This window comes from Streptomyces bicolor (assembly GCF_000719285.1).
Lineage (GTDB): Bacteria > Actinomycetota > Actinomycetes > Streptomycetales > Streptomycetaceae > Streptomyces > Streptomyces bicolor.
Genome location: NZ_JOFS01000010.1, coordinates 42,375 through 64,704 on the forward strand (window position 1 = coordinate 42,375; position 22,330 = coordinate 64,704).

A 22,330-nucleotide genomic window follows, 5' to 3' on the forward strand; every position below is an offset into this window, starting at 1 on the left:
CGGTTCCACGCTGACCGCTGTTCTCACACTCGGTCACGCGATTCCCCCATTTCCTTGGTATGGACACGTAACGGCAATCAAGGTTTTACAACGGCGCAGGTGTGGTGTCACAGCACCAGGCGAGGCTACGTACCGACAAAAGGTCCTCCCCCCCACATCCGAACAGGATTGGACCCACATACATGCACACCGAACTGAGGCGCGCACCCGCGCCCCGGAACACTCCCGCCTGCCCACCGGCCGACGGGCCGTCACAAGGCCACGACGGATCACCACAAGACCACGACGGGTTACTCCAAGGCCACGTCCTCGCGGTCGGCGCCCCCGGCCCCCGACGCGAAAAGCTCACCCGCACCCTCGAATCCACGGGCTACGCGGTCACCCACGCCGCCCCGGGCGAAGTGGGCCCCAGTGTCCAGCGGACCCCGCCCGACGCGATCGTCGCCCTCGACGGCCACGGAGGCCTGGAGCAGGCCGTAGCCGTCGTACGGGAGATACGCACCGCACCCCAGGGCCAGGTCCTGCCCCTGGTCATGCTCACCGCCGACCGTGAACCCGCCGGTGTCGCACGGCTGTTGCGCAGCGGAGCCGACGACTGTCTGCCCGAGGCCGCCGACCCGGTCGAACTGTCGGCCCGGATCGACGCCAAGCGCCACCGTGTCCCGGTCCCCGTCGACCGGCTGCCCCAGGACCCCCGCACCGGCCTCTACTCCGCACCCCACTTCCGCGCTGAACTCGACCGCGAACTGCGCCGCCCCGGCAGCCGCCCCGGCCGCCGCGAAGGCGTCCTCGCGGTGGTCGCGGTGGCCGAGGCGGACGCGCTCGAGGAACGGTTCGGGGCGCGGGTGCGCCGTGAGGTCGCCGAACGTCTCGCCGGTGTCGCCGAGCGGCTCGGCGCCGGCAGCGACCGGCTCGGCCGGGACGAGGAGGGGCGGCTGCTCGTCCTCATGCCCGGCGTCGACGAGGAGACGGCCCGGCGCGCACTGACGGAATTCGCCACCGCGGTGGCCGGCACCCGGTTCGTCGTCGCCGACGAGAACGTCCGGCTGACCCCGGCCGTCGGCTGGCTCCCCCTCGCGGACGCCGAGGACGCCCCCGACGGCCGCGCGGTCGAGCGGGCGGTCGACGCCGTCGCCGAGGCGCTGCGCCACCGCGACCTGCGGCCCGTCCGCTACGAGCCGTGGATGCGGGCGGCCGCCGCCCCGCGCCGCCGCGCGAGGAAGGTCGTACGCCCCCTCCTCCTCGCCCTCTCCCCGCTGCTCGCGCTGCTGATCGGCGTGGGCGTGCCGTTCGCGCTGTACGAGCAGACGTACGCGGCGCTCGGCTGGGACATCGCGTCGGCGGTGTACTGGGCCGTGGTGGCCGGACTCGTCCTCTCCGCCACACTGATCCTCCTCGAATGCCTCTTCTCGCTCGACGCGCCCACCCGGCCCGCCGCGCCCGCCCAGCCGTACCCACCGGCGAGCGCGGTCATCGCGGCGTACCTGCCGAACGAGGCCGCGACGATCGTCGACACGGTGGAGTCCTTCCTGCGCCTCGACTACCCGAACGACCTGGAGATCGTCCTCGCCTACAACACACCCCACGCGCTGCCGGTCGAGGACACCCTGCGCGAAATCGCCCGCCGCGACCGGCGGTTGGTGCTGCTCCCGGTGCCCGGCAGCACTTCCAAGGCACAGAACATCAACGCCGCCGTCACGCGCGTGCGCGGCGAGTTCGTCGGCATCTTCGACGCCGACCACCACCCGGCGCAGGACGCCTTCCGCCACGCCTGGGACTGGCTGTCGAACGGCTACGACGTCGTCCAGGGCCACTGCGTGATCCGCAACGGCGAAAGCTCCTGGGTGGCCCGCCAGGTGGCCGCCGAGTTCGAGGCGATCTACGCCGTCAGCCACCCCGGCCGGACCCGGCTGTACGGCTTCGGCATCTTCGGCGGCTCCAACGGCTTCTGGCGCACCGACCTCCTGGCCCGCACCCGGATGCACGGCTCGATGCTGACGGAGGACATCGACTCGACGCTACGCGCGTTGCGGGAGGGCGCGCGCATCGCCACCGACCGGACGCTGATCTCCCGGGAGCTGGCGCCCACCCGCCTCAAACCCCTGTGGAACCAGCGATCACGGTGGGCACAGGGCTGGCTTCAGGTGTCGCTGCGGCACCTGGGGCAGGCACTGCGGTCGGCGTCCTTCACACCACGTCAGAAAGCGGGCCTCGTGGTCCTGTTGGGCTGGCGCGAGGTGCAGCCGTGGCTGTCGCTCCAGATCCTGCCGATCCTGCTCCACTCGGCGATCCGCGCGGGCGGCGCGGACCGTATCGACTGGGCCACCCCGGCCTGCCTGCTCGCCTTCGCCTTCACGCTCTCGGCCGGCCTGGTACAGACGGCGTTCGCGGGCCGGCTCGCCCTGCCCGAACTGCGCCGCAAACGGGGCTGGTTCTGGCGCCACGCACTGGTGTCGACCGTCTTCTACACCCACTTCAAGAACATCGTCGCCCGCCAGTCGCACCTCAAGGAACTGCTGGGAGACCGCCGCTGGCGGGTCACACCCCGCACGGCGGCGGCGAAGGCGGTGGGGCAGGAATGAGCAGTGGGGCAGGAATGAGCAGTGGGGCAGGAATGAGCAGCGGCACCCGCCGGCTCGAACTCCAAGGCTTCCGGGGCCTGGCCGCCCTCAGCACGGTCGTCTTCCACGTCTGGCAGCAGTACTACGTGTACGACGCACAGGGCGCCCACCCGCCGATCGACAATCCCTACCTCGGGGCGCTGATCTCCCTGGAGGTCATCGACCTGTTCTTCGTCATGTCGGCGTACCTGCTGACGCTCTCCTACGCCCGGGCCGCGATCGACGGCGAGGACCGGACCCGCCCGGCGAGGGACTTCCTCTTCCGCCGGGCGACACGCATCCTCCCGCTCTACTTCCTCGCGGTCCTCGTTGTCTGGTCCCTGCGCAACCCGTCCCTCCCCGGCGACTGGCGCGACCTGCTGGAACACCTCACGTTCACGCACGTCTTCGACCAGCAGCGCATCTTCTACACGCTGGGCCCGACCTGGTCGCTCTCCCTGGAGATCGCGTTCTACTTCACCCTGGTCGCCGTGGGCCCCCTGGCGATCCGTGCCTGCCGCCGCCTGCACACCCGCCGCGCCCGCGTGGCCCTGTGCGCGACGGGCTGCGCGGCGCTCTACCTGGCCCCGCTCGCCTGGATCGCCGTCGCCCACCACGCGCTCGGCATCCCGCACACCAACTGGCCCGTGTACTTCGGCCCCCAGGCCCGTCTCGGCGGCTTCGCGGCGGGGATGTTGCTGGCGGTGCTGCTGGTGGCGCTGGGCGAGAGGGGTCGGGTCGGTGCGAGTCGGGCGACGGTGGTGGCGGTGACCGCGGTGGCGGGCCTGTACGCGTTGTCGTACTTCTCCGCCCCGGAGAACACCTGGCACACCTACTACCACCCCCTCGCCGCCGTCCTCTGGTTCGCCCTCCTCTACGCCACCCTCCACGTCCGCGGGGCGGCCCGCCCTCGCTGGCACGCCCTGCTGCGCTCGGGGTGGCTGACGGGCGTGGGCCTGGTCAGCTACAGCCTCTACATCTGGCACGAGCCGCTGATGTTGCTCCTGTACGACAGCGGCGCCCTGCCCCGTTCCCAGGAGGGGTTCCCGCTGGCGGTGCTGTTCGTGGTCGCGGGTGGGGTGCTGGTGGCGACGGTGAGCTACTGGGTGGTGGAGTATCCGGGGAGTTTGCTGGTGGGGCTGCGGGACAAGAAGGGGCGGCCTCGGGAGTTCTATCCGGAGCAGACGCCGACGCCGGAGCCGGAGCCGCGGCGGGAGTCTGAGCCTGCGGTGCGTTGATCCGCTCGGCGACCTTTCTGCGCCGCTGCCTGCCCCCTCCGGGTCAGAGCAGCGGCGTCAGGGCGACCCGGCGCAGTCGGAGATTGATGTCGATGACCTCGACGGACATCTCGTCACCGGCGTCGGGCCACCCCGAGTCGCCGAGCAGGTCGCAGTGCACCAGCCCCTCGACGCCCTCGGCGACCCGTACGAACACGCCGAACGGGACCACCTTGGTCACCTGGCCGCGCACGACCCGGCCCAATCCTCCGTTCCGCGCGAACTCCGCCAGCGGGTCCGGGGCGAGGGCCGCGAGCGACAGCCGTACCTGCGGCCGGAACAGTTCGAAGGCGAGCACCTCGGCGTTGATCTCCTGACCGACGTGGACCACCTCGTCGAAGGAGTCGATGTGGTGCCGCGAGAGTTCGGGGGCGGTGATGAAGCCCTCGGTGCCGTCGAGGTCCACGAACACCCCGAAGCTCTCGATGCGGCTGACGATTCCCCGCACGACCTGTCCCTGCTCGAAGCCCCGCCACGACGTCTCGGCTCCGGCGATCCGGCGCCTGGTGGCCACCAGCGTGGCGAGGTCCCTGGCGAGCGGGATCTCGATGGTCTCCAGCGCGGAATGCCGCAGCCAGTGCAGCCGGGCCCGGTCCACGGCCCCCTCGTGCAGCGGCGGCCAGTCGGCGGCAGGGGCGAAGTCGTCGATGACCATCCGGCCGGCCGGGGCCAGGAGCCGGGCCGGATCGGCGGGGCTGTCGTCCTCGGTCTTGGCGCTACCACCCCCGTTCAGCACGAGCAGGTCGTACGGCCCCCGCTCCTCGATCCGCCGCCAGTCGCCGCACAGCACCTCCACCTCGGGCCGGTCGGCGAACACCTCGGCGGCGACCCGGGCGCGCTCCGGATCCCGCTCCACGCCGACGAGCCGTACGCCCACCCCGGCGCCCGCCGCGAGCCAGGCCAGCCCCACTCCGCAGCCCGTGCCCGTCTCGCCGATCAGCGTGCCGGCACCGCCCGCCAGGGCGTACAGCAGACGGCCCTGTTCCGGGCGGCGGGAGTGGGCGAAGCCGTGGGCGCGGGCCGCGGCGAGGGCTCGCTCGACGAGCGGAGGGAGGTGAACTTCCTTGGCGTACGCGTCCGTTCCGGAGATCGACATGCCGCCGATCCTGCCGTACGAACCCTGCGGCCGCCGCTGACGTCAGGCTGCCGCCTCCACCACGTCCGCCACCACACAGCTGACGTTGTCCGGACCGCCGGCCTCGTTCGCCGCGGCGATCAGGGCGTGGACGGCGGCGTCCGGGGCCGGGGCGGAGTTGAGGAGGTGGCGGATGGCGGCGTCGGGGACGACGCGGGAGAGGCCGTCGGAGCACAGCAGGTAGCGGTCGCCGGGTTCGGCGTCCTGGAGACGGAGGTCCGGGGTCGCGGGGGCGGTCGGGGAGAGGGCCTTGAGGAGCAGCATGCGCTGGGGGTGGGTCGTGGCCTCCTCCGGGGTCAGGCGGCCCTCGTCGATCATCGCCTGCACCACCGTGTGGTCGTCGGTGATGCGGAACAGGGCGCCGTCGCGCAGCAGATAGGCGCGGGAGTCGCCGATGTGGACCAAGGCCAGGCGGGAGCCCGTCCACAGCAGCGCCGTCAGTGTCGTGCCGGTGTCCTCCTCGGCGCCGTTCGCCGCGTCCCGGACCGCCTCCGTCGCGCCCTGTACCGCGTCCTCCAGCAGGTTCAGGACGTTGCCCGCCGGGAGCTCGTCCGTGTCCAGGAAGCGCAGCGCCTCCACCGCCGCGCTGCTCGCCGGCGCGCCCGCGGGACCGCACCCGTCGGCCACCGCGAGAAGCCGGGCGCCGGCGTAGGCGGTGTCCTGGTTGGCGGGGCGGACCAGGCCCCGGTCGGAGTGGGCGGAGTAGCGGAGTTCCAGCATGGTGGTGTCCTTCCTCGGTGTGCCGGACATGTGTCGGACGAGGAACTCGGCGAGATCGCGCCGCGCGGCCGTCTCCGCCTCGACCTGCGCCCAATAGGCACGGATCTCATGGGCGGCGTCGGCCGGCCGCAGTGCGCACACCTGACGGATACGGGCCAGCGGCATCCCCAGCCGCCGTAGCCACGCCACCAGCCGGGCCTGCTCCAGCTGCTCGACGGCGTAGTACCGGTACCCGGTGTCCGGGTCGACCCGGCTGGGCCTCAGCAGGTCCAGCTCGTCGTACAGCCGCAGTGCCTTCGGTGACAGGCGGCAGGCCTTGGCGAAGGCCCCGATCGTCAGCATGTCCCTGCTCATCGCGATCCCCTCCTGCTCATCGCGATCCCTTCCGGTTCCTCGCACCGATGCTGCGGCTTCACCGAAGGTGAAGGTCAAGCGGCCTGTCCCGGTTCCCGACGCGGTTGCTAGCCTGCGCATCGCACAACCGTCCGATCCGGGAGGAGCCCGCCGTGCCCCGCACAGCCCTCGTCACCTGCCGCCCCGGCCCCGAGGTCAGCGTCGACCGCGACCTGCCCGTGCTGGTGCGGGCGCTGGCGGAAGCCGGGGCCGAGGCCGAGGTCGTGTACTGGGACGACGAGGACGTCGACTGGGGTGGGTACGACCTCGCCGTGATCCGCTCCACCTGGGACTACAGCTGGCGTGCCGCGGAGTTCCTGGCGTGGGCGGAGCGGTGCGGCAAGGCCACGCGGCTCGCCAACCCGGTCGAGGTGGTGCGCTGGAACGCCGACAAGCGCTACCTCGGCGATCTCGCCGAGGCCGGGGTGCCGGTCGTGCCCACCCGGTACTTCGCCCCCGGCGACATCCCCGAGCTCCCGGGCGACACCGAGTACGTCGTCAAGCCCACCTCTGGCGCGGGCGCCCGTTTCGCCGCCCGCTACACGCCCGACGAGCACGACACGGCCGTACGGCAGCTCGCGCGGATGTACTCCGAGGGGTTCACCGCGATGGTGCAGCCGTATGTGAAGGGCATCGACGTCAGCGGGGAGCGGGCCCTGCAGTTCTACGGTGGGCGCCTGCTGCACGCCAGCCGCAAGGGGGCCGTGCTCACCCCCGGGACGCCGTACGACGAGCGCAAGGTCGCCCATCCCGGGCTGGAGCCCTGGACCCCGACCCCGGCCGAACTCGCCGTCGCCGAACGCGCGTTGGCCGCCGTACCGGTGGCTTCCGAGCTGCTGTACGCGCGCGTGGACCTCGTCGACGGGGAGGACGGGCCGGACGGGGAGCCGCGGGTGATGGAGCTGGAGCTCGTCGAGCCGAACCTGTTCCTGTCGCTGCATCCGGATTCGGTGCCGGCGGTCAGGGACGCGATCCTTCAGGCGGCGGCGTAGCGCGGCTCCGGGTCAGTCGCCGAACTGCTGCTCGTGCCGGTGGGTGCCGCGGGCCAGCTCCTGCAGAATCTCGTGCTCGGGCTTCCCGGTCTCCCGGGCGATCTTGCGGAGCAGCAGTGCGCACAGGGCCGCGGTGCCGTCCATCAGCGCCTCGGCCGCCGATGGGTCCTCGCGGCGGCGCTCTGCCACGTACGCCGCCAGAAGCTCGTTCCCGGACACGTAGGCGGTCATGAACTCGATGCCGGTGCGGATGCGGTCGTAGTCGCTACTCATGGGCCGAACGATCGCACACGGGTGCCACTGAGCATGCGGCGCGGTGCCCAGGCGCGTGGTTCAGCCGCTGACCGCCACCCGCTGCAGCAACCCCCACGTGAACTCGGCCACCACCTCCCGCCGCACGCCCTCCCCGTCCGGCGCCGTGAACGCCAGCCCCCACCGCGTCGGAGCCGTCCCCTCCAGCGGCCGGGCGGGAGCGAAGGCGCGGGCCGCCTCGTCGACCGTGCACGACCAGGGGGTGAGGTCGGCGAGGGTGCGCAGGGTCGGGCCCGGCGCTCCCGGCGCGCGGACCAGCCACTCGTTCCACACCGCGCCGTTCGGGGCGAGCAGTACCTCGAAGCGCAGGTCGGGCCAGAGGGGGAGTGGCCACAGCCAGGCCTCGCAGTCCAGGTCGCCGATCTTGCGGGTGATGACGGACTCGGGCGCGCCCAGGACGGAGCGGTAGCGCGAGGTGGCCGCCCGTGCTCGCGGGGAGCGGATCATCGCCTGCCACCGCTTGTTCGCGTCGCGCATGTCGGCGAGGGAGACGCCCAGTTCACGGCGGGCGTCCTCCACCAGGTCCGGGTTGTGGTCGGACATGCGGCGCAGCAGCACCAGCTGGAAGTCCAGTGCGGTGAACGGGCTAGCGGGGCGCTTTGCGGAGGGCATGCGCTCCATGGTCGCCGATCGGGCGGCGGCCGTCGGGCAGGAAGAGAACCGAGTTGACGTACCGCGGACCCCGGAACGGCAGCACACGACGCAGCAGCCCCCGGGTGACGACATGGCAGGCCTCGGCCTGGTGGGCCGCCAGCGGGAAGCGGGACAGGGGCACCCAGTCACGGCCGGGCAGGACCCAGCCCTCGTAGCCGAGCAGCGACAGATACGTCACCACCGGGCCGATCGGCTGGATACGGGACTCCAGTTCGATGAACAGGGCGGGCCGGTCGCGGGCCAGGATGCCGGTCGCGCCGCGCAGCACCGCCAGCTCGCTGCCGTCCACGTCGACCTTGACGAACCCGACGTCCTTGAGGCCGAGTTCGTCGAGGGTGACACAGCTGACCGGCACCGCGGTCGCGTGGATGTCCCGGCGTACCAGGGAGGACACCCCCCGGTCGCCCGCGTCGTGCGGCGGCAGCCAGAGCCGGGCCGCGCCGGGGCGCTCGGCCGCTGCGGCCTGTACGACCCGGACGTTGGGCGGGGCCGTCGCCGACAGCAGCCGCGCCAGATGGGGGACCGGTTCCACGGTCACCACCCGGCGGGCCCGCCGCGACAGCCGCCGCGTCCACGGGCCGTACCAGCCGCCGACGTCCACGGCCGTCCCGCACTCGGCGGGACACAGCTCGGCCAGCCGGGCCAGCTCCGGCTCGAAGCGCGGGTACACGGCCCGGGCGACGGCGGCGACCAGGCGGGTGGGCAGCAGCGGGGCGATGCTCGCGGTCACAGTCATGGAGTCATCCGTTTGAGGAGTTCCTCGTGTTCGTCGTCGGAGACCTGCTCCCCGGAGGCCGGCAGCAGCTGCGGGATGCCGTCGACGATGGGGTAGCGGCGGTGCAGGCGTGGGTTGTACAGCGCGTCGTCCGGTGCGACGAGGTGCAGGGGCCCCTTGTCGAGCGGGCACGCCAGGATCTGCAGCAGTGGGTCGTCGGGCTTCATGGTGGTGTCAACTCCTTGCCACCTATGGGGGGTTGCGGGGAGCGTGCCGGCGGGTCGTGCCGCGGCATCGACAGCAGTACGGCGATGGCGAGCGCCGTACCCGCGACCCGCAGCGCCAGCCGCAGCGGGTCCTCGGGCAGCGCCTCGCCGAACGACAGCGTGCCGAGCACGGCCGTGTAGACGCAGGTCACCGTCGTGCACACCGGCACGATCAGCGAGGCCCGGCAGCGTTGCAGCGCCGCCTGCGACATGACCAGCCCGAACGCGCCGGTGAAGAGCAGGAGATACGGGTACGGGGAGCGCAGCAGGTCCAGCACCGCGCCGCCGATCCCGCTCGTCGTCAGATGGCTCGACACCCCCTTGATCGCCAGCGAGCTCACCCCGTACAGCAGCCCCACCGCCACGCCGTACTCGACGCCGGTCGTCGGCAGCCGGTGCCGGTGCCGGGTCCTGCGCTCGGCGGAGTTGTACAGCCACACGCCCGCCGCCAGCGACGGCACGCACACCAGCAGGATCAGCGGATACGGCGCGGCCTGGCCCACCGTCTCCCCTCCATCGGGTCCTTCCCGCAGCGACAGCACGACCATCAGCAGCGCGGCGAGGATCGCGCCGAGCGCGTACCGCTCCCGCCCGCTGGTCTCCTCGCCCAGCAGCCGCGCCGACAGCAGCACGAGCAGGACGAGCCCGGAGACGAAGATGCCCTGCGCGGCGGCGATCGGCAGGGTGCGGTAGACGACGAGCTGGGCCCCGAACCCGGCGGCGAGGGAGAGCGAGCCGCCGATCCACAGCGGGCTGCCGATCACCAGCCGCAGCAGCCGGGCGGGTTGCCGGATGCTCACCTGCGGAAGTGAGGTGAGCGCCCGCTTCTCCAGCACGAAACCGAGGCTGTACAGGGTGTTCGCCATCAGGGCAGCGGCCACTCCCCACCACATGGTCACGCCCCCTACGTCCGCCGGGCGTGCAGCAGCAGGATCGACGCGAGCGAGGGCCTGGCACAGGCCAGCCGGTCGAGTGGGCGCAGGGCGCGCGGTACGCCGTGGAAGGGCGCGCCGGCGAGTCGTACGACCTCGAAGCCCGACGCGGCCACGAACTCCCGCAGCGCGCGGGCGGTGTAGAGCCGCAGATGCCCCACCACCTCCCGCCCCGGCCGCCCGTGGATCCCCCGCAGGCTGACCTCCGAGAACACCGGCTGCACCCCGGCCAGCAGCAGGCCGCGGTTGTACCAGGCGGCCAGGTTGGGCGTGGAGAGCATCAGATGCCCGCCGGGTCGCAGCACTCGGCGGATCTCGTCCAGCGCGGCATCCGGGTCGACGAGGTGCTCGATCACCTCGCTGAACAGCACGGCGTCGGAGGAAGCGGTCCTGAAGGGCAGCCCGCCGCCGGTGAGTTCACCGCGGACGGCGTACGGGATCCGGGTGCGGGCCCGGCGCAGGGCGTCCTGGGACCAGTCGATGCCGACGATGCGGTGGCCGGGGAGGAAGGGGGCGGCGGTGGCGGCCGCGGTTCCGTCGCCGCACCCTATGTCGAGGATCGTCCGTGGTGGTGAGGCGGGCCCGAGAGCGTCGGCCAGCATGCGGGCCTGGCGGCGGCTGCGGGGGGTGCCGGATGCGACGGGCACGGCGGGGTTCTCGTAGAAGTCGCGCAGTTCGGGGGGTTTCACGGTCGTCGCAGGGGAGGTCGTCACGGGGTCACCTCCGTGGTGTGCAGGTAGTGCTCGAACAGGTCCCTGAGATGGGCGCCGTCACCGTGGCTGAGCAGGGCCCTCGACCAGCGCAGGGCGAGGTGCAGCCGACCCGCCGTGGAGGCGGTGGTGACGGTCAGACCGCGCGGCATCCGGGCGGGCGCCGAGAACCACACGGCGTGGGCGCGACCGGCGTCCTCGCCGAAGTCCAAGGGGTACGGGATACGGCCGATGTTGCTGAGCAGCGTGGTCGAGGTCCAGGGCGCGACGGCTCTGCGCAGGCCCCGGGTGAGGGCGGCGCGGACGGCGACGGGGGCCCAGGGGGCGGTGAGGAGGGAGGCGCCGTGACCGAGCTGGGGGCGGGGAAGGGACTTGAGGGCGCGGGTCCGCAGTGCCGTGCGGCCCAGCAGGCCCGGCATGTCGTCCTCGGCCCGCTTCAACTCCTCGGGGCTGAACGGGACTTCGACCAGCCTGGTGCCGTTGCCGATGGGCATGGTGGCGTCCCGGGGGCGGTCGTCCACGGGCATGGTGATGCGGAGGGGTCGGGGGTGGGCGCCGTGTTCTCGGTTCCAGTGGGCGATGGTCAGGGCGGTGGTGACCATGAGCTGGTCGTTGACCGTGTAGGGGGAGCCCTTGGGGCGGTGGGGGAGGGGGAGTTCGGTGACGAGCATGCCGTTGCCGGGGGAGGGCTCGGGGGTGCCGGGCGCTACCCGCGCGGGGGGTGACCAGTTGGAGGGGATCGCTTCAGGTTGTGGTTGGGTCTCCGTCGTGCGAATGGGCGCGGTTGCGGGTGAGTTGTCCTTGCCGCCGTAGAGCTCGGCGGCGGTGGCCAGGACACGCAGGCAGGCGGGGCCGTCGAGGGCGGTGTGGTTGATGGTGAGAAAGAGAACGGTGCCGCGTGACGGCCGTAGCTGCGGGCAGTCGTGCTGCTGAGCTGGCTCCCGGCCCACAGAGAGCGGCACCCCGCCGGCGCGGGCAAGCGAATCCCCTCCACGCGAACCCCCACTACCGGAACGGACACCACCAACCGCATCCGACGCCTCGCTCCCTTCAACAGCCCCCGCCCCCTCCACAACCTCCAACCGGATCGGCGGCGACAAAGACAACGGCGGCGCCTCGGTCAGCGCCCGAGTCCGCGCATCCCGCAACGCATCCCTCCCCGGCGCCGGAAAGGTCACCACCTCCACATCCGGCTCCGCCGTCAGCTCCCACTCGTACCGGCGCCGGTACCACCGCCCCGGCGCCTCCCGCATGAGGATCCGCGGATGCCGCCGCAACGCCTCGGCGAAGGCCGTACGCAGTCGCCCCGCATCCAGCCGCCCCGGCAGATGGACCTCGATGTGCACCGTCTCCGGCTCCTCCTCCTGGAGGCAGTGCCGGGCGACCTCGTCCACGACGGGAAACGGGATCCGGACCGGCGGCCGGAGCGGGCCGTCGGCGCGTGCGGGCTGCTGCAGTGCGGTCATGTGGCTTCGCCCTTCCCCGTGTCGCTGGGTTGCGGCCCGCCGGGGCCGCGTGCGGAGACGGTCGGTCCCGCGTCGGGTCGGGGGATCCCCGCCGGATCGGGCCCGGTCCCCAGGGGACTGCGCCCCCGCTCCCGCTGCGGCAGCGGCGGCGCCGACGCTTCCGAAGCGGGCACACCGACCGCCTCCTCTCGCTCCCGCACACCCACCACGCCCGCGAACAGCCCGATCAGAGCCAGCAGTTGAGCCACAGGACCGAATGCGCCCTGTTCCGCCCCCACCGGCTCCCCGGCCCCCACCGCCGCGACAACCCCCGCCCCCGCCAGCGCCACGAACGCGACCGGCACCAGCAGCGCATGCCTGCGCCAGGCCACCAGCGCCAGCACCGGCACCAGCAGCGCGAACCACCCGGCGATGAGCACCCCCACCACCGTCACGGCCACCGTGCCCAGCCACAGCCCCGGCAGCGGCGGAGCGGCCTGCGGCTCGTCGGGGTTCGGGGCCCGCCGGCGCCACAGCACCAGCCCGGCCAGCAGCACGAGAGCGACCGCACTGCCGATCAGCCCGCCCTCGTACGTCACCGCCGGCTCGTAGGAGAGCTGGACCGTGCCACCGGCGCCCGCCGGGATCCGCCAGCCCTGCTGCCAGCCGTCCAGCCGTACCGGCGTCAGTTCCTCGCCGTTCAGCGTGGCGCGCCAGCCGTCGTTGAAGTTCTCGTACGTCGTCAGGTAGCTCGCCGCCCCCGACCCGACGGTCACCGCGCGCCGGTCGCCGAGCCAGTCCCGTATCCCCAGCTCACGCGTGGCCGCCGAGGCGTCGGCGACCGTGCCGCGCGTCAGCGTCACGTCGGTGAGCGCGAGGGGCCCGGCGTCCCCGGCCTCGACCTGATGGTCACCGGCGGTGAGCTGCAACTCGGCGTCGGCACGCCCGCGCTGACAGAGCGTCACGTCGACCCGTCGGCGTTCCATGAGATCCCGTACGGTCCCCCGCACGCTCGTCTCGTACAGCTCCCCGTCCACCGACACCACAGGCCCCTCGCCGCACGGCAGCGAGAACGGCCTGGTCTCCCTCGGCTGCGGGGTCCGGTACTGGTCGAGGGCCGGGATGTACGCCTCGGTCAGGCCCACGGGCAGTTGCAGGTCCTCGCCCACCATCGGGTTGTAGAGGGTCAGGGGCGCCGTCTTGGTGATCGTGATGTCCAGGCGGTCGGTGGTGATCGGCGGGAAGCGGACCACGCCGTTCTCGTCGACGCCCGCGATCGCCGCGCCGTCCGGCGAGCTGATGTGGACCTCGGACGGACGGGTGGACAGGCCGCCGGCCGGCGCCAGCACGACCTCTCCCACCGCCTGCTTTCCGGGCCAGCGCAGGTGGACGGTGGGCCGGTCGCCGGCGATCCACGCCGTGGTCAGGTCGCCGTCGGTGAGGTTGCGCGGCGACAGGCCCGCCCCCAGCCGTGCCGTGGAGTCGGCGGTGGCGACGATCTGGTTCCGCTGCTCCGGCGCCACCTTGTACAGCAGCTCGTCCAGCTCCTCGCCGGGCACCGGCACCGCGTTCGCCCGTATCTCGTACGTCCCCGCCGTGGACGTCGTGAAGCGCCGGTGCAGGCCGGCCTCCGTGCCCGTCGGGGACAGCCCGGTGGGGTCGGCCGTACGGGACAGGGAGACGATCTCGGCGCCCGCACCGGAGCCCTTGGCGTCCGTGGGCAGCCGCAGCAGCCGGGTCACCTGCACGTCCGGCAGATCGATCTCGGAGAAGCCGGCCCCGGTCAGCCCGGCCCGCCGGGACACGGAGTCCGTGATCGTCAGCTTCATCCAACCGGTCTCGCCCGCGGGCGCCTTGACCGTCTGCGCCGAGCCGTCGGGACGGAGGAAGGAGCTCACCGACCCCTTCTCCGTCTCCACCCGCACCCGCGTCGGCGCCTCCCGCACGCCCTCCTGCGGCAGCGGCGCGACCTTGAACGACGACGGCATGTCGTACGAGCCGCCCGCGAACGCGATGCGCAGCCACTCCCCGTCCGGCGAACCCTCCGCGCCCTCGGTCCACGCGGTGTCCGGGTTGCCGTCGAAGGCGTTCACCGGGTCGAACTGCGGGAGATGGAAGAGCCAGCTGCCGTACGACGACGCCGTCACCGACCGCGCGCCGCGCAGCTCGGCCACCGTCTGGTGGTCGAGGCCGGTGGTCGGCAGGATCTGGTGCGGCTTCTCGCCCGCGTCCTGTGCGGCGTCGGGCGCATTGCGCTCACTCTCGGTGTACGTGTACGACGTGTTGGCGTTGACCAGCCCGAACCGGGTGTCCGCGCGGCGCAGCCCGTCACCGACCACCTGCACCGGCGGCGAGCCAAGCCCGGGATGGTTGTCGCCGGTCAGCACGCTTGCCCGGCCCCGCAGTTCGGACGCCAGCGGAAGCAGCGCCTCCGGGCCGCCGGAGACGACGGCCGTGTCGGCGACCGGCTGCAGCCCGGCCTGGTGCGGGCGCGCCACGTCCTGGCTCGCCGGCTTGTAGATCTCCACCGCCCGCTGCCGCGGATACAGCCCCTCCACCTGCAGCGGGGTGTCCGGGGCGATCGTCCCGGCGGTCATGACCGGCCCGAGGCCCGTCACCCGCTCGTACCCGGACTGTTCCAGGGTCCGCTTCACGGTCGTCGTGGGGACCTGGCCGATCTGATCGGGGTCGAGATCGTTGCGGACGACGACGTAGTAGATGCCGGCCCGGCTCAAGTAGTCGGCCAGTCCCGGCACTTGGCCACCGCTGACCAGCGCCTGCTCGACGGCGTCCATGGCGCGCCGGTTGCCGGGGGTGCCGAAGGGGACGTAATCCCGCTGCGCCCAGCGCGAGTCGGCCACGACGTCGAGGGGCTGGTCGATGGTCGAGCCCCAGGTGTAGATGCCGTGCGCGGTCGCGGGCACGACGAGGGTGCGGGCGTCCGGGGAGTACTTCTCCATCCAGTCGGCCGTGGCCTGCCAGTACTTGGGGATCTCCTTGAAGGACCCGGGGTTGAGGATCGAGCCGTTGAGATACGGCCACATCAGTCCCGGCAGCACCAGCAGGGCCGCGATCAGCGGAGCGAACCGCCGCCCCCGCACCGGCCGCGCCCCGCGCACCTCGGCCGCCACGCCCACCAGATGGGCGAGCCCCAGCACCAGCGCCAGGGCGAGCCCGGTCTGGAACTTGTAGATGTTCCGGAAGGGAACCAGCCCGCCGTCCAGCCAGTCCTGCACGATCCCGTGGAAGGGCGCGCCGAACGCCCCGCCGTACCCGGCGAGCAGGATCAGCGCGACCGTCACCACGGTCAGTACCAGCCACCGCCGCTCCGGCATGTCCCGCCGCGCGAGACCCGCGAGCCCCAGCCCGGCGGCGAGCGCCGAGCAGACGATCACGACGGCGGACGCGGCGACGGTCCATCCGGCCGGCAGCCAGGCGTCCCCGAAGTGCAGATAGGCCACCCAGTTCCCGGCCCCGCGCAGTGCTTCGGTCGCCGCCATGGTCTCGGTGGTGGTCTGCGAGTTCTCGACGTACGGAAGGAAGTTCTCGCCGTAGGTACCGAGCAGCAGCAGCGGTATCACCCACCAGCCGGTCGCCAGAACGACCCCCGGTACCCACCACGCGATCAGCTTCCGCTGCCGTGGCCCGGGCGGCCGGGACAGCAGATACAGCCCGACGGGAAGCAGCGAGGCCAGCGTCGAAGCGGCGTTGACACCACCCATGAAGGGGATGATCAGGGCCGACCGCAGGGCGGCCACCCGCGCCGCGTACCGCTCGTCGGTCAGCGGCAGCAGCACCCAGGGCAGAAACGCGCCCGGCAGCGCAGCGGCGGACGTGGACCCGACGACGACGGTGAAGACGGGCCACAATGCGTAGACGACCGCGGCCACCAGCCGCGACCCCCCACTCCCCACCCGCAGCCGCTCGGCCAGTCGCAGCGCGCCCCAGAAGGCGACCGACACGATCAGCGACAGCCACAACCGCTCCGCGAGCCACACCGGCAGCCGTACGGCATCGGCCAGCCAGTAGAACGGCAGCATCGGCCACAGATAGCCCGAGTACTGGTTCTGGATCCCGCCGAAGCTGCCCTCGTCCTGCCACAACTGGCCGAGATCGGCGAAGAACTGCCCCGGATCGACGGTCACACCCAGCTTGGTGTCGAAGGTCTGCCGCCCCGGCTGCACCGCCAGCAACAGCACGAACACCACGGCCCAGAACCCCAGCAGCCAGCGCCGCGAGCGCGGACCTTCCGGCGGCCCCGAGGCGGGCGCGGAGGTGGGCACGGCTGCCGGGGGAGGAGCCTGGACCGTGGTCGTCGTCATGGTGGGCACCGCCTGAGGATGAGGAGGAGGTTCCAGGTGGCGAACTCGCGTATGCCGGGCGCCTTCACGACCGTCTCGGCGAGGAACGGCCAGTAGCGGGAGCGTGCCGAGACGATCTCGACGTCGTCACGGGCACGGACCTGCCGCAGGGTGGCGCCGATGTGCACGGCGAACAGGTTCTCGCCGAGGGTGTGCTTGGCGTCCCGTCCGGTACGGCGCCGATAACGGGCACGGGCCCGCTCGGCCCCGAAGTAGTGCCAGGGCGCCCACTCATGACCGCCCCACGGGGACAGCCAGTTGGTGAACGACACATAGATCAGCCCACCGGGCCGGGTGACCCGCGCCAGCTCACTGATGAATGTCTGCGGGTCGGCGACATGCTCGAGCACATTGGAGGAGAAGGCGACGTCGGCGACTCCGTCGCGCAGGGGCAGCAGATACCCGTCGGCGACGACGGCTCCGTCGGGAGGCTTCGCACCGAGCTCGCCGACGTCCGGCTCGAAGAGGTACGCATACGCCCCCCGCCGCCGAAACTCCTCGGTGAAGTACCCACTGCCACCGCCGACGTCCACGACGGTCCGCCCGGAGAGGGCCCCGCCGTAGGCCTCGACCTGATCAGCGGCATCACGAGCGAGCAGCGAGTAACAGCCGTCGGGATCGTCCTGCTCACGCATGAAAGCCCGGAAGAGGGCGAGAGAGCGCCGAAACGAGGGGTCCTTGAAGACGAGGGGTTCTGCAGTTTCCCTCAAGGGGCGCGGGGAACTGCGCGACAAGCCACGAACCAGCGGCACTCGCGAGACAACCCGGCCCTTACGGCGCATAGGCGTCACGACCTCTCACCGCCTCGCCGGCAACGGCCATGAACTGCCGAACCGTCCGCTCCCAGCGATACCGCGCCGCCCGGTCACGAGCCGCCTTGCCCATCAGCTCACGGCGATGCCCGGACAACGCCAGCGTGCACCAAGCGGCGGCAAACGAAGACTCACCCTGCGCCAACACCCCGGTCTCCCCGTCCACGACGGAATCCCGAAGCCCCGGCACATCAAAGGCAATCGTCGGCGTCTCCCGAGTGGCAGCCTCGGTGACCACCAACCCCCACCCCTCCACCGCCGAGGGATGAAGCAACAACCACGCCGCACACAACAGCCGATGCTTCTCCGCCTCCGACACATGACCGACGAACTCGACACCGGGCCCGGCAATACGCTCAAGGGACGACCGCTCCGGCCCGTCCCCCACGATGATCAGCCGCCCCCCGGTAACGGGCCGCACCCGCTCCCACAACCGCAGCAGCAGATCGATCCGCTTGTACTCGACGAGCCGCCCGACGGCCACGAACAACGGCTCGGAAGACCGGTCACCAAGCGGACCCGGCTCCTCCACCCCGTTGTGCACGACCCGAATACGGTCCCGCTCGACCCCGATCGCCCGCAGCGCATGCGCGGTCGACGGAGAAACGGCAACCATCAGACTGCGCCGCTGCACACCGGTCAGCGCCCAGTGCTCAAGTCTTCGGCCAAGCCGAGCGGCAGGCGACAACGCTCCGCCGAACCGCATCTTCCACAGATCGGTGTGCACATGGTTGACCAGGCACAAGGTCGGCCCGCGATGCCACAGCGGCGCGAAGTACGGCATCCCGTTGCAGACCTCGACCAGCAGATCGCAGTCGCCGACCTGACGGGCGAAGGCGGATCTGGCGCGCAGGTAGTGGCCATAGGAACCGCCCGCCGACACGACCCGGTAGTCGCGGTACGCCGCAGGCCCCCCGCACAGCAGGGTGACCTGGTGGCCGAGCCGGGTGAGCCCGTCAGCGAGGCGGTCGACCAGCAGCTCGGAGCCGCCGGCGGCCTCGTTGCCCAGGTCACGGTGGGCGAGAAAAACGATTCGGCGCGGATGTGGGGGGAGCGCCGAAGGGTGCTGCGGCGCCAAGGGGAGACTGGCGCGGTGGGGGTCCCCCCGCTCGAGCGAATTCGAGAGTGGGGGAGGGGAGGGCACGTGCTGGGGCATGGGTGCTCCAACTCGTCTCAGGGTGCGGAACTCAGCGTGGGGGTGGGGGAGAGGGAGGGTTTGTCGTCCCGTGGGGGGATTTGGAGCTTCCTGGTCGCTTACGGTCGTTGTGCGTGGGGTGTGGACAGGCTGTGTCCGGGTGGGATTGGACAGTTTTCGCCCGGACGTTCGCCAGGGCTACTCACCGGCGTGACAATTTCCGGCTTTATTAGAGCTGACGTCACGTCACATTGTGAGCGAGGGCTGGGGCATCTCGACCGTACCGGCGGATTCCGGACGCTTTCGCCCGCGTACCACCAAAACGGCACCGACCGCCGCAAGCAGGAATCCTGCCCCAGCAGTCCCGATCGGCAGTGTCTCTCCCACCATGCGCAGCAGCCCGCTGTCCCGTTCCGCCTGCCGCACGGCCTCCTTCTGCGTGGCCGTGGTGAACGCGATCTTCTCGCTGTCCAGCAGCACCGCCGCGTCCTGGTCACCGCCGGGCGCCCGCAGGGTGCGGCGCGGACCGGTCTGGGCGTAGATCACGCGCCCCGTGCGCTGGTCCACGACCAGCTTGAAACCGTGGTTGGAGTACCACTCCTCGGCCAGCACCTGTGGCCGGTCCGGCTGGTCGACGATGCTGCCGGGGACGAGCCGGGTGCCGACCTTGCGGGGCGCGACCGTCGCGGTGAAGCGGTAGCCGGTGTAGCCCTGGATCTTCTCGGTGCCGTCGTAGCGCATGGTGACCGTGGTCCCGCCGGTGTTGTCCCACCACTGGTAGGAGCGTTTCTGCACGTCGAACGGGAACTTCAGATAGGCCTCGCCCTCGATGTACGGCTCCTCGCCGCAGCAGTGCACGGGCCTGGTGGTCTTCCGGTCCATCACCCAGCGGTGCGGGGTGAAGTCCAGCGCGTCGTGCGGGTCGGCGGCCGGCAGCGACTTGTCGGTGTCGACGGTGGTGATCACGTCCCAGACGGCGTCGCCGCTGCGCTCACTTTCCGCCACATTGCCGCGCACCCGCTGGGTGACGGTGATCGTCTGGTCCGGCACCGTTTCGATCTTGTCGGTGTCGAAGACACTTCCGGTGCCCTTGTAAACGGCGGTGGTGTCGATGTCGATGGGGTTCAGGGCGGCACGCGGGGTCACGTACCACGCCAGCATGGGCGCCAGTACCAGCAGAAACGTGCCGATGCCCAGCAGGATCAACGAGAGAGGTGAGGCTGTACGGCGCATCCGGCACTCCTGAGGGTTTGACGCATGGTCGATGCACGGTCGATGCCTGGCCGTTCTTGGGCCGGGAACCGTAGGCGTTCCCTTGACGAAGTGTCAATGTCTTGACGGGCTGTCCCGGCTTGTCGAGACTGAACCCGACAGGCAGGGGTTTCGGAACAGGCTGGCACCACCGGGGTGGGGACGACCTCCGGATGCAGAGAGGCTGACCCTGCGATGTCCAGACTCCTCGCCGCCGCGCTGACGGTCGCGCTCGCCGCCGTCCTCGCGGTGGGCGCCGCGCTCGGCGTCGTCGCGCTGCTCGAAGCGACGCCCGACCAGCCCAACACCCCGTTGATCACGTACGAGCAAGCGGGCCAGGGGAGTTGACCGTGGCCGCCACCCGCTCCACGACCTCCCCGGCCGCGCCCACCCGCTCAGCCTGGCGTGACGTACCCCGCTTCCAGGTCCGCCGTTTCGCCGAGCTGGCCATGGCGGACGCCCCCGCCCTCGCCGAGGAGATCCTCAGCGAGATCCAGCGCGAGTACCCGCATCTGCCCGTCGTCCTCGACGAGTCGGGCGAGCCGATGGCCCTGGTCGGCATCCGGCGCGCGATCGAGGTCTTCGTCCAGCACCTGGAGACGTCGGAGGGCCGCCCGACGGTACCGCCGGGCGTCTTCCAGGAGTTCGGCCGTGGCGAAGGCCTGCACGGTCGCTCCCTCGACTCCCTCCAGGCGATCTACCGGATGGGCGTACGGCTGGCCTGGCGCCGTTTCGCCGAGATCGGCCAGCGCGTCGACATCCCGCCGCCCGCCATGTACGAGCTGGTGGACGCGGGTTACGAGTATCTGGACGGCCTCGTCGACCAGTCGGTGCGCGGCTACGCGGAGGCCGCGGCGCGCCAGGCGGGCGAGCGGTTACGCCTCCAACGCCGCCTGATGGAGCTGCTGCTGGCCGAGCATCATCGCGGCGATCCGGCCGACGCGCTGAGCGAGCGGGCGGCACGGATCGGGTGGCCGCTGCCCGAGAAGGTGGCCGTCGGCGTACTGCTACGGCCGGCGCGGGAGGCGGTGGCGCCGGCCGTGGGGCAGGGGGTGCTGCTCGACATGGAGTACGAGCAGCCGCGCATGGTCGTCCCCGAACCGGACGCCGCCGGCCGCCCCGAACTGCTCCACCGGGCCCTGACCGGCTGGTCGGGCGCGATCGGCCCTCCGGTCCCGCTCGCCGACGCGGCGAAGTCGCTGCGCTGGGCCGAGGCGGCCGTCCGCCTGATGGAGCGCAAGCTGCTGCCGGCCGGAGACGTCCTCTACTGCACCGAGCACACCGAGGCGCTGGTGCTCCTGCAGCCGGAGGAACTGATCGACGACCTGGCGGTGCGGTGCCTGGCACCGCTGGAGCACTGCGGTCCCACCCACGGGCGGCGGCTCGCGGAGACGTTACTGGCGTGGCTGGAGATCAGGGGCGGGGCACCGGAGGTGGCGGCCCGCCTGGGCGTGCATCCCCAGACGGTCCGCTATCGGCTGCGCCAGATCCGGGAGCTGTGGGGCGACGAGATGGACGACCCGGACCGGCGGTTCGAGTTGGAACTGGTGTTGCGGGCGCAGCGGTTGAGGGGGGTGCTGGGAGAGACGCCCCGATAGGCGCCGGTAGGCGAGGGGTACTTGTGTGTGACGGCCGGGGCGCGCATCGTGGTCGTATGCCCGAGAACCCGGAGTTGCACCTCTGGCTCCAGCCCGTCAAAGGGGAACCGCTGACCGTCCGGACCGCCGACTTCGCGACCCTGGACTCGGCGGTCGTGGCCCTGAACGAGGCCTTCGACGAGGGCCGCATCCTGCGCTTCGAACTGATCGCTCCGGACGAGGCCGAGAACGGCTTCGCGTTGGTCAACTTCGCCCATGTGGTGGCGGTGAAGGTGTGGCCGGAGTCGGTGAAGGGCGCGGACGACGGTCAGTATCTCTGATCCGGTCAGGCGTTCCGGCGGGCCGGTCCGCCCGTGTGGACCGGCCGGCGCGTGGACGCCGCGCGCAGGCGTCGGCCCCGGCGCGTCAGTCCCCAGGGCTTGAGGATCGAGATCACCGTCATGAAGACGTACGCGGACAGCGACACGATCGGCCCCATCAGCAGGTCACCGGGGTCGGGTACCGGCCCGCCCGCGGCGACGGCGGCGACCGTGGTGCCCAGGCCGGGGCGCAGGGCGAAGGTGGTGGCGGTGATCGTGGCGAGGGTGATCCAGAACTTGATGTAGACCCAGCGGTGCCGGGCCAGCCCCCACTGCGTACCGAGGGACAGCACGAGCCCGCTGACCAGCGTGAGGAACGCGACGGGCAGCAGGAGCCAGTCGGCGAACAGCTTCATGGCCCGTACGGACGCCTCCACGGTCACCGCGGCTCCGGTCGTGCCCGCGGTGACCGCGAGCGCGAGCAGCCCGAGCGTGAGCCCGAGCCAGCACGCGGAGGCGACGACATGGACGACGAGGAAGGCCCGGCGGGCGGGACGGCTCAGCTTCCTGGCGGCGGCGGACGACGTGGAAGCGGCGGAAGTCGTGGCAGGCGCGGCAGGCGCGGACGGCGTGGAAGACATGGACAACACCGTGCCGGGCAAGGCCGGCGAGGACGTCTGACAGCGGGAGTAACCCCGTGTACTTACGTCGGCGTACGCGGCG

Annotated in this window: 20 protein-coding genes; 6 read left to right on the forward strand and 14 right to left on the reverse strand. The window is 71.8% G+C overall.

The annotated features are described in order from the left end of the window. Positions 1-182: 182 nt before the first annotated feature. A complete protein-coding gene (locus IF78_RS0115680) occupies positions 183-2,582 on the forward strand; it encodes a glycosyltransferase (protein ID WP_078662461.1) in 2,400 nt (799 codons plus the stop codon). A 32-nt stretch (positions 2,583-2,614) separates the two neighbouring features. Next, entirely contained in the window at positions 2,615-3,838 is a 1,224-nt protein-coding gene (locus IF78_RS0115685) for an acyltransferase family protein (protein ID WP_234439695.1), read from the forward strand. Between the two features lie 43 nt (positions 3,839-3,881). Here the strand turns inward: IF78_RS0115685 and IF78_RS50670 are convergent, their stop codons facing one another. Then, positions 3,882-4,973, reverse strand: coding sequence for a S1 RNA-binding domain-containing protein (locus IF78_RS50670; protein WP_078662463.1), 1,092 nt, complete (start codon positions 4,971-4,973; stop codon positions 3,882-3,884). 42 nt (positions 4,974-5,015) lie between these two features. Continuing rightward, complete coding sequence (locus IF78_RS0115695) at positions 5,016-6,086, reverse strand: MerR family transcriptional regulator (protein WP_031476112.1); 1,071 nt, start codon at positions 6,084-6,086, stop codon at positions 5,016-5,018. A 152-nt stretch (positions 6,087-6,238) separates the two neighbouring features. Between IF78_RS0115695 and IF78_RS0115700 the strand changes: the two genes are divergently transcribed. Next, positions 6,239-7,117, forward strand: coding sequence for an ATP-grasp domain-containing protein (locus tag IF78_RS0115700; RefSeq protein WP_031476113.1), 879 nt, complete (start codon positions 6,239-6,241; stop codon positions 7,115-7,117). Positions 7,118-7,129: 12 nt separating this feature from the next. On the opposite strand, the gene IF78_RS0115705 is transcribed toward IF78_RS0115700, so the two are convergent. The 11 genes from IF78_RS0115705 to pgfA form a co-directional block, all read right to left on the reverse strand. After that, entirely contained in the window at positions 7,130-7,390 is a 261-nt protein-coding gene (locus IF78_RS0115705; protein ID WP_031476115.1) for a hypothetical protein, read from the reverse strand. A 60-nt stretch (positions 7,391-7,450) separates the two neighbouring features. After that, positions 7,451-8,050 (reverse strand): hypothetical protein, encoded by a 600-nt coding sequence (locus IF78_RS0115710; RefSeq protein ID WP_031476117.1) that lies wholly within the window; start codon positions 8,048-8,050, stop codon positions 7,451-7,453. Further along, positions 8,016-8,819, reverse strand: coding sequence for an FkbM family methyltransferase (locus IF78_RS0115715; RefSeq protein ID WP_031476119.1), 804 nt, complete (start codon positions 8,817-8,819; stop codon positions 8,016-8,018). The genes IF78_RS0115710 and IF78_RS0115715 overlap by 35 nt, the downstream gene beginning before the upstream one ends. Then, positions 8,816-9,025, reverse strand: coding sequence for a Trm112 family protein (locus tag IF78_RS0115720; RefSeq protein WP_031476121.1), 210 nt, complete (start codon positions 9,023-9,025; stop codon positions 8,816-8,818). Before IF78_RS0115720 ends, IF78_RS0115715 begins: the two co-directional genes overlap by 4 nt. Next, positions 9,022-9,945 carry a hypothetical protein gene (locus IF78_RS0115725; protein ID WP_037640556.1) on the reverse strand — a complete coding sequence of 308 codons (924 nt, stop codon included), beginning with the start codon at positions 9,943-9,945 and terminating at the stop codon, positions 9,022-9,024. The genes IF78_RS0115720 and IF78_RS0115725 overlap by 4 nt, the downstream gene beginning before the upstream one ends. A gap of 23 nt (positions 9,946-9,968) precedes the next feature. Further along, on the reverse strand, positions 9,969-10,709 hold the full coding sequence (locus tag IF78_RS0115730) for a class I SAM-dependent methyltransferase (protein ID WP_031476125.1): 741 nt from the start codon (positions 10,707-10,709) through the stop codon (positions 9,969-9,971). Then, a complete protein-coding gene (locus IF78_RS0115735; protein WP_031476127.1) occupies positions 10,706-12,172 on the reverse strand; it encodes a condensation protein in 1,467 nt (488 codons plus the stop codon). The genes IF78_RS0115730 and IF78_RS0115735 overlap by 4 nt, the downstream gene beginning before the upstream one ends. Continuing rightward, on the reverse strand, positions 12,169-16,473 hold the full coding sequence (locus IF78_RS0115740; RefSeq protein WP_078662464.1) for an alpha-(1->3)-arabinofuranosyltransferase domain-containing protein: 4,305 nt from the start codon (positions 16,471-16,473) through the stop codon (positions 12,169-12,171). The genes IF78_RS0115735 and IF78_RS0115740 overlap by 4 nt, the downstream gene beginning before the upstream one ends. After that, positions 16,470-17,147 (reverse strand): class I SAM-dependent methyltransferase, encoded by a 678-nt coding sequence (locus IF78_RS0115745; RefSeq protein ID WP_031476131.1) that lies wholly within the window; start codon positions 17,145-17,147, stop codon positions 16,470-16,472. Before IF78_RS0115745 ends, IF78_RS0115740 begins: the two co-directional genes overlap by 4 nt. Before the next feature lie 136 nt (positions 17,148-17,283). Continuing rightward, on the reverse strand, positions 17,284-18,480 hold the full coding sequence (locus IF78_RS0115750; protein ID WP_031476133.1) for a glycosyltransferase family 4 protein: 1,197 nt from the start codon (positions 18,478-18,480) through the stop codon (positions 17,284-17,286). A 225-nt stretch (positions 18,481-18,705) separates the two neighbouring features. Further along, positions 18,706-19,692 (reverse strand): cell envelope lipid trafficking protein PgfA, encoded by a 987-nt coding sequence (pgfA, locus tag IF78_RS0115755; RefSeq protein ID WP_031476135.1) that lies wholly within the window; start codon positions 19,690-19,692, stop codon positions 18,706-18,708. Between the two features lie 213 nt (positions 19,693-19,905). On the opposite strand from pgfA, the gene IF78_RS48885 reads away from it, so the two are divergent. From IF78_RS48885 to IF78_RS0115770, 3 genes are read left to right on the forward strand one after another with little or no spacing between them, the layout of a single operon-like run. Continuing rightward, positions 19,906-20,058: a hypothetical protein gene (locus IF78_RS48885; protein ID WP_167348315.1), complete on the forward strand. Its 153-nt coding sequence runs from the start codon at positions 19,906-19,908 to the stop codon at positions 20,056-20,058. A 2-nt stretch (positions 20,059-20,060) separates the two neighbouring features. Beyond that, on the forward strand, positions 20,061-21,308 hold the full coding sequence (locus tag IF78_RS0115765; RefSeq protein ID WP_031476137.1) for a PucR-like N-terminal domain-containing protein: 1,248 nt from the start codon (positions 20,061-20,063) through the stop codon (positions 21,306-21,308). Positions 21,309-21,364: 56 nt separating this feature from the next. Next, on the forward strand, positions 21,365-21,628 hold the full coding sequence (locus IF78_RS0115770; RefSeq protein ID WP_031476139.1) for a hypothetical protein: 264 nt from the start codon (positions 21,365-21,367) through the stop codon (positions 21,626-21,628). 5 nt (positions 21,629-21,633) lie between these two features. On the opposite strand, the gene IF78_RS0115775 is transcribed toward IF78_RS0115770, so the two are convergent. Next, positions 21,634-22,248: a DUF2269 domain-containing protein gene (locus IF78_RS0115775; protein WP_234439696.1), complete on the reverse strand. Its 615-nt coding sequence runs from the start codon at positions 22,246-22,248 to the stop codon at positions 21,634-21,636. Positions 22,249-22,330: the final 82 nt, after the last annotated feature.